General features: G+C 62.4%; 5 protein-coding genes and 1 pseudogene. All 6 read right to left on the reverse strand.

The window, feature by feature from the left end:
• Window positions 1-10: 10 nt before the first annotated feature.
• Window positions 11-2041: pseudogene (locus U8L64_RS13200) on the reverse strand (outer membrane beta-barrel protein); the annotation flags it as partial.
• 32 nt (window positions 2042-2073) lie between these two features.
• Entirely contained in the window at window positions 2074-2217 is a 144-nt protein-coding gene (locus tag U8L64_RS13205; RefSeq protein ID WP_175415025.1) for a hypothetical protein, read from the reverse strand.
• Window positions 2218-2736: 519 nt separating this feature from the next.
• Window positions 2737-3546 carry an ethanolamine ammonia-lyase subunit EutC gene (gene eutC, locus U8L64_RS13210; RefSeq protein WP_333398006.1) on the reverse strand — a complete coding sequence of 270 codons (810 nt, stop codon included), beginning with the start codon at window positions 3544-3546 and terminating at the stop codon, window positions 2737-2739.
• Window positions 3547-3572: 26 nt separating this feature from the next.
• A complete protein-coding gene (locus U8L64_RS13215) occupies window positions 3573-4967 on the reverse strand; it encodes an ethanolamine ammonia-lyase subunit EutB (protein ID WP_333398008.1) in 1395 nt (464 codons plus the stop codon).
• Between the two features lie 122 nt (window positions 4968-5089).
• The gene (gene eutH, locus U8L64_RS13220; RefSeq protein WP_167137589.1) at window positions 5090-6373 is read right to left on the reverse strand and encodes an ethanolamine utilization protein EutH; all 1284 of its coding nucleotides are present in this window, start codon (window positions 6371-6373) and stop codon (window positions 5090-5092) included.
• A 134-nt stretch (window positions 6374-6507) separates the two neighbouring features.
• Window positions 6508-6874, reverse strand: a 367-nt coding sequence (locus U8L64_RS13225; RefSeq protein WP_333393806.1) for an aldehyde dehydrogenase family protein, incomplete at its 5' end; no start/stop codon positions are given.

Here is a 6874-nt window from a genome sequence, read left to right on the forward strand (position 1 = left end):
CGAACCGCCAGCCGACGCCAAGCCGGAACTGGCCCTCCTCGTTGGCGAAGCGTTCCGTGGCACGGCCGTCGTCGTCGACGTAGTCCACCTCGTAGGCGTCGTAATCGGTGTAGGCGTATTCCATGCGCAGAAACAAGCGGTCGCCGGCCGGCAGATCGGCACCGACGCCCAGGCGCGAGCCGTCCTGCCGATCATCCTGCGCGCGACTTGCGACGGCCTGATCGTTGATCGTGTAATAGGAATCGAAGCGGGTCCGCACCCGCCCGAGGCGCAGGTACAGGAGTGAACCGTTGTTCACGACATAACCGCCACGCAGGCTCAGGCCATAGCCGTCATCCTGGTCGAGCGAGGTCGTGCGTGCGTCCGCCTTGTCCTTGCTGAACGACCAGCGCGCGCGACTCTGCTCGATCTCCGCCTCGATACCCGCGTACCAGCGGTTGAACTGCCAGCCATAACCGAGAAACAGTGCTTCGCCTATTCCGGAGCCACCGAACTGGCTGACGTCACTGCCGCCATCACCGCGAGGGCCGGACGTCGTGCTCGCCAGCGGACCGTGACTCAGTGCCGCTCCCGCGTACGGACCGGTGAAGAGCGTGTCGAGCGGCAACGCGGCCAGCAGCAGATCACCGGCGGAGCGTTGCAGCGCCTGGGCAGGCAACTGATAGGTCTTCGAGCGTCCCGGCGTGTAGCCGACGCTGAAGGAAACCTGACTGCGGCTGTACTCGCCGTCCAGGTCATCCGAGTTGCGGTCGATCACGCGCAGGTCGCTGCCGACGAAGACCGTTGACGAGACGTAGTAGCGCAGCCCCGCGCCGGCATCGATGATCTTGTCCCGGCGGTCGTAGCTCTGATATTCGCTGTCGATATAGGTCGCATGACCGAGAACCGACAGGCGACTGGTCAGTGCCCGCTAGACCTCGAAACCGTAGGCGGTATCCAGCGATGCCGCGGCGTACACGCCGTCATCGCTGACCGTAGTTTCCTCCAGCGAGCGATCGATGAAGCCGGTGACACGGGTGGTGGGTGTCGGCTTCCAGCTGGCCAGGGCGCCGAAGTAGGGTTTGTGGATGTCGGAGAAGGTCGAATGGTCGAAACGCTGTTTCAGCATGCCGGCGAACACTTCACCGGCGAAGCGCTGCCGCGGATAGGTCACGCGTAAGCCGACCGCAGCCCGGTGGCCATCCGAATCTCGGTTGAATGTCGTTCCGTTGATATCCTTTTCGTAGCGCCGCCGGTCGGTGGCGTACTGAATGAACGGCTCGTGGTTAGGTGTCAGCGCATAGCCAGCACGAACGCCGAGTGAGCTGAGGTCGTGCTTGCGATCAGCGTTGTCGATGCGCGCGCCCGCGAGAGTTTCCGCACTGTAGTAGTCGTAACGATCGAAAGTACCGCCGCCGCGAAGCCGCAAACGGCCGAGTTCGCTGGCAACGCCCAGATACGCCTCGTCATGCTCGTAACGTGTGGGTTCCCGCTGCAATTCCGGCCCGGCAGCGCCCGGCACGTAGCGGTCTTCGTGATCCCGCGTGTGGCGTACGCCACCGAATACGCGCGCATGTTCAGTCAGCTCGCGGGTGCCGTCGAGGCCCAGCCAGAAGTCCTCTACGTCCTCGGAAGTTGCGTCCTGATAACGGTCGAGATCAGCGCCGAAATCGACGCTCAGTTCATGCCGATCCCAATCGGATTGCAGTATCAGCGAGGGTGAAAGCGTGAAGATGGTGTCGTCTGTTTCATCGGTACCCCGTGCGTAAATGTTGTCATCGCGGGTCGCCGAAAGAACCACTTGGGGCAATGCAATGAACGTCCCGATGGGTAAACCGGGAAACTCGCGCGTATCGTTCTTCTTCACCGCCGCTGCGGAGGGAGCAACATTGGGTGCCGGCTCTGGCGCCGCGTTTGTTTGCGTAGCCGAACCTAAACCGAGCGCTGTCACTGCAATGATTAACGTCCGCCCCATCGTTCTGTCTCCAATCACGACCAACATGTTCCACAGAAGTGAAACGACTGCTGAAACGCCGACAGGCGCCCGGCATACATGCGTCATGCCGAGCAATGTTCATTCGTTCGATTGGGGGGTTATCCGGTGGGCAGCTTGGGAGCGACTCGCTGCGCCGCAAGCCGCACCACCACTGCACGTCGCGGCACCGCGGGCTCGCCGATATAACGGAGATAATTAGCGAAATTTTTATTCGTTTCTTGCTTATGTTTGTAATCGTCCATGCAACTCACCCAGTAAAGTTCCGGAGCAAGAGATTTCCGTAGTGGCAAATTGGTTGGCTTTAATTTGCTACCAATTTAATGTCGCGAACGATGATTTATGCCAATAAACGGGTGCGAAAAACCAACCATAGTTAAGTGCGTCGGGTCTATATTTTGGAAACAAAAGCAGGGCGTGGATTTCAAAATTAATTATTATAAAACATATATAACAGTAGTCTAAAATGGCGCTCTTATCGCCAATCGATTGGTTCAATTACGCAAAGAGAGAATTCAGGAATAACGGAAATGTCATTTGATGATCTACCCGATTTTTGCTTATAGCGAAAAGTCAAGATAAGCAACGCTGATATAAACAGAGGACGAGCGCGGGTTGACTCACAACGGCGCTGCCCTTCCCCGCTGCGCTCAATATCTCCACCGTCGCCTACCGTCTAATCCCCCACCCCGCTGACACGGGCCGTCTTGAGATCCCGGCGCGCAGCGGGTGGAAGTGGGGCAGTCGGGCTACGGCGCAAGCGCTCAGACGTTGTCCGGCAGCAGGAAGTTGCCAGGCCCCTGGTTTTCCAGGGTCGGTACTTGTGCTTCGTCCTTGAGATCGACGCCCGAGAGTTGGCGCCGGCAGGCTTCGCGCATCAGGTACATCAGGCGGAAGGTGGCCATGCCGTAGCTCAGGCCTTCCAGACGCACATTGGAGATGCAGTTGCGATAGGCATCGTTGAGGCCGACGCGCGGCGCCCAGGTGAAGTACAGGCCGAGGCTGTCCGGCGAGCTGAGGCCGGGCCGTTCGCCAATCAGGATCACCGTCATCTTTGCCCCCAACCGCTCGCCCACCTCGTCGGCCACCGCCACCCGGCCTTGCTCAATCAGGGTGATCGGCGCCAGCGACCAGCCCTCAGCTGTCACCTGTTCGAGCAGACGCTGGAGGAATGGCAGGCTGTGGCGGCTGACAGCCAGGGATGACAGACCGTCGGCAATGACGATGGCCAGGTCATGGCCGCCGCCGTGTTGCTTGACGTGATCGTGCAGTACGGCAGCGGACGCCTCGTCCAGACGCCGGCCCAGGTCGGGGCGTTGCAGGTAGGTGTGGCGGTCACTGGCGGCGCTGTGCAGCAGCAACGTGCTATGGCCGAGGGCGTGCAGTTGCTCACGCAGCCCAGCGTGGTCGAACGGCAAGTGCACGGCGTCGCGGGCCTGAGCGTGGGCAAACTGAAAATCCAGTTGGGCGTGGGTCGGCAGGCTGGTGCCGGCGCGGCCCAGGGCGATGCGTGCGGGGGTCAGCTGGCGCAGCTGTTGCCACGGGTTCTCGGTGGCTGGGGTGTGATCAGGCATGCGTACCTCTGCATGAATGCGCGAATTCAGGATAGTTGCGCCAGTGCCTGGCGGAAGGCGGATGGCAGCTCGTTACCCAGGCGTAGCTGGCCGTCGCGCTGCTGGAAGATGCCCATGCGCGCCAGCCACTGCTCGAACTCCGGTGCCGCGCGCAAGCCGAGCACCTGGCGGGCATAGAGGGCATCGTGGAAGGAGGTGGTCTGGTAGTTGAGCATCACGTCGTCGGAGCCAGGGATGCCCATGATGAAGTTGATGCCGGCGGCGCCGAGCAGCGTCAGCAACATGTCCATGTCGTCCTGGTCGGCCTCGGCATGGTTGGTGTAGCAAATATCGCAGCCCATCGGCACGCCGAGCAGCTTGCCGCAGAAGTGGTCCTCCAGCCCGGCGCGGATGATCTGCTTGCCGTTGTAGAGATACTCCGGACCGATGAAGCCGACCACGGTGTTGACCAGGAACGGGTTGAAGTGCCGGGCCACCGCATACGCGCGGGCCTCGCAGGTCTGCTGATCGACGTCGTGATGGGCGTTGGCCGACAGCGCACTGCCCTGCCCGGTCTCGAAGTACATGAGGTTGTGGCCCAGCGTGCCGCGCTTGAGGCTCAGGCCGGCCTCGTAACCTTCCTGCAGCACCTTGAGACTGATGCCGAAGCTGGCGTTGGCCGCCTCGGTGCCGGCGATCGACTGGAACACCAGATCCAGCGGCGCGCCGCGTTCGATGGCGGCGATGGAGCTGGTGACATGGGTCAGCACGCAGGACTGGGTGGGAATCTCGTAGCGCTGGATGACGGCGTCGAGCATTTCCAGCAGCGTGCAGATCGAGCCCATGCTGTCGGTGGCCGGGTTGATGCCGATCATCGCGTCGCCGTTGCCGTAGAGCAGGCCGTCGAGCGTGCTGGCGGCGATGCCGGCCGGGTTGTCGGTCGGGTGATTGGGCTGCAGACGGGTGGACATGTGCCCGCGCAGGCCCTGGGTGTTGCGAAAGCGAGTGACCACACGGATCTTCTGCGCCACCAGAATCAGGTCCTGCACGCGCATTATCTTCGACACCGCCGCCGCCATCTCCGGCGTCAGGCCGGGTGCCAGGGCACGCAGGCTGGCTTCGTCGGCATGGTCGCTCAGCAGCCAGTCGCGCAGGCCGCCCACCGTCAGGTGGCTGACCGCGGCGAAAGCGCTGGCGTCATGCGTGTCGATGATCAGCCGGGTGACTTCGTCGCGTTCGTAGGGAATCACCGCTTCGAGCAGAAACTGCTTGAGCGGCACGTCGGCCAGGGTCATCTGCGCGGCGGCGCGCTCGGCGTCGCTGGCGGCGGCGACGCCCGCCAGGCAGTCGCCGGAGCGCAGCGGGCTAGCTTTGGCCAGGACTTCGCGCAGGCTGTCGAAGCGCCAGGTCTGGCCACCGATGCTGTGGGAATAGGTTGCCATGGTCAGGCTCCTGTCTCGGGGTGGAAGCAACCCGGCGAGCACGGCTACAGATAGAGACTGCTGCACTAAAAGGAAGCTAAGCCTCTATCGCAGCCGTGGCCGGTTTCAGGGTTGCGGGCGGTTCAGGCCTGGACGGCTTCTTTCGGGATCGGCAGCGGGCTTTCGTGCAGCGATGAGCCTGGATACTCACCCGCCTCGATGATGCCGGCGGCGCGATCCTGCTGCTCCAGCTGCAGCGCCTTGGGCACCGACAACCAGTAGGCGAGCCCCACGGCCGTGAAGCCGGCGAGGATCTTGCCGATCAGCACCGGCAGGATGATGGTCGGCTGGAAGTTGGCGGTGAACGACAGGTGATCGCCCAGCAGGAAAGCCGCGCACACGCCGAAAGCGATGTTGATGACCTTGTCCTTGGGCGGCATGAAGCGCACCAGACGGAACATCGCGAGGATGTTGGCGATGGTCGCCAGCATCCCGGCGCTGCCGACGGCGCTCAGGCCGACCTTGCCACCGAGCGTTTCCAGCGGGCCGCCGAGGTACTTGCGCAGCAGGTACACCATCGGAAAGGCACCGGCGAGCATGATGCCGATGTAGCCGGCGGTTTCCAGCGCGCGGGTCTGATCCTCGGCATCGGCGATGATCGGGTGGAAGCCCCAGCTGCCGAAGATCAGGGTGAAGAAGCCGGTGAAGTATTCGACGATGGAGAACACCAGCACCAGCTTGATCATGGCATCCAGCGCGCGACCGAAGCCGATGAAGCCCTTGATCATCAGGTCCGGCAGGAAGCGCAGGCCGGCAGCCAACGCCACCACGAAGACGATGATCGGCAACAGGTTGGCGAAGATGCCGCCAAGGCCCATCGCCAGCTGATAAGTGGCCTCGCCGTTGGTCGCGACCACCTCGCGCACCGCGGGGTTGCTCAGCATCAGCACGACGCTGGCGATCAGCACCCCGACCGGAATGCTGAGAATGCCGGACATGATGCCCAGCGCCATGTACTTGTGGTCACGCTTGTCGAGCATGGCCAGGCCCATGGGGATCGAGAAGACGATGGTCGCACCGCCCATGAAACCGGTGATCAGCGCCATGATCAGCGCTTCCTTGCTTTCCGTGAGCGCGGCGGCCAGGTGGTAGCCGCCCATGTCCGAGGCGATGATCATCGTCGCTGCCAGCGCCGGGTCGGCGTTCAGCGCACCGAAGAACGGCCCGAAGACGCTTTCGATCATCACCGTCAGGTAGGGAATGGAGGCCATGATTCCAGCCGCCGGAACGAAGATGTGCCCCGTGGCATGGATACCTTCCATGAATTCGCGGCCGAGGCCTTTTTCGCTGTCTCGAATGGCTGCGAAGGCCCCGAGGACCGCGCAGAACATGATGACGTAGAGGACGTAATTGCCGATCTGATCCATTGCTTTGCCCTTTTATTGTTTTTACCAGGCGCCAGAGACCAACCTTCAGCGGCAACTCGCTACCGCTGGAGAAGGAATCACGGAGTTCGATGCGCCGGGGCTGAACGCACGCAAGCCAGCCCCGGTGGTCTGCGTTAGAAGAAGCCCAGCGGATTGATGTCGTAGCTGACCAGCAGGTTCTTGGTCTGCTGGTAGTGGTCGAGCATCATCTTGTGGGTTTCGCGGCCGACGCCGGACTTCTTGTAGCCACCGAACGCGGCATGTGCCGGGTAGAGGTGGTAGCAGTTGGTCCACACGCGACCGGCCTTGATGCCGCGGCCCATGCGGTAGGCGCGGTTGATGTCGCGGGTCCAGACGCCGGCGCCCAGACCGAACTCGGTGTCGTTGGCGATCGCCAGCGCTTCGGCTTCGTCCTTGAAGGTGGTGACGGCCACCACCGGCCCGAAGATTTCCTCCTGGAACACGCGCATCTTGTTGTGGCCTTTGATCAGGGTCGGCTGC

Source organism: Pseudomonas sp. FIP_A4, assembly GCF_036701605.1.
GTDB classification, from domain to species: Bacteria; Pseudomonadota; Gammaproteobacteria; order Pseudomonadales; family Pseudomonadaceae; genus Stutzerimonas; species Stutzerimonas phenolilytica.

Coding starts and splice junctions, on each gene's coding strand:
- U8L64_RS13205 (WP_175415025.1), bottom strand. CDS start 2,217: ATGGACGATTACAAACATAAGCAAGAAACGAATAAAAATTTCGCTAAT.
- eutC (WP_333398006.1), bottom strand. CDS start 3,546: ATGCCTGATCACACCCCAGCCACCGAGAACCCGTGGCAACAGCTGCGC.
- U8L64_RS13215 (WP_333398008.1), bottom strand. CDS start 4,967: ATGGCAACCTATTCCCACAGCATCGGTGGCCAGACCTGGCGCTTCGAC.
- eutH (WP_167137589.1), bottom strand. CDS start 6,373: ATGGATCAGATCGGCAATTACGTCCTCTACGTCATCATGTTCTGCGCG.